The organism is Serratia odorifera, from assembly GCF_041448735.1.
GTDB lineage: Bacteria > Pseudomonadota > Gammaproteobacteria > Enterobacterales > Enterobacteriaceae > Serratia_F > Serratia_F odorifera.
On sequence record NZ_JBGMUT010000061.1, the window covers coordinates 1 to 638 of the forward strand.

Sequence of the window (638 nt, forward strand, 5' to 3'; positions counted from 1 at the left end):
CCCGTCAGCTGCTCATACGCACCCACCGCCAGCTCCACTTCCGAACCGGTGGCAATCAAAATCAGCTCCGGCGTGCCGTCACAGTCTTTCAGCACGTAGGCACCGCGGTACACGTTGGCCAACTGCTCGGCGTCACGTGGCTGCTGCGCCAGGTTCTGGCGTGAGAAAATCAGCGTGGTCGGGCCGTCGTGGCGCTCGATGCCGTACTGCCAGGCAATCGCCGATTCCACCTGGTCACACGGACGCCAGGTGCTCATGTTCGGGGTCACCCGCAGGCTGGCCAACTGCTCCACCGGCTGGTGAGTCGGGCCGTCTTCTCCCAGACCGATGGAGTCGTGGGTGTAGACGAACACGTTGCGGATTTTCATCAGCGCCGCCATGCGCACCGCGTTACGGGCGTATTCCACGAACATCAGGAAGGTCGCCGAGTACGGCAGGAAACCGCCGTGCAGCGCGATGCCGTTGGTGATGGCGGTCATGCCGAACTCGCGCACGCCGTAGTGGATGTAGTTGCCGGCCAGGTCATCGCCCAGCGATTTGGAGCCGGACCACAGGGTCAGGTTGCTTGGCGCCAGGTCGGCGGAGCCGCCGAGGAACTCCGGCAGCAGTTTGCCGAACGCTTCCAGCGCGTTCTGCGA

At 64.3% G+C, this 638-nt stretch carries 1 protein-coding gene; it reads right to left on the bottom strand.

Features of this window, described 5'->3' with window-relative positions; translation table 11 throughout:
- A partial coding sequence (locus ACCC84_RS23605) for a transketolase-like TK C-terminal-containing protein (RefSeq protein WP_443096499.1) occupies positions 1-638 on the bottom strand: 638 nt, incomplete at both ends.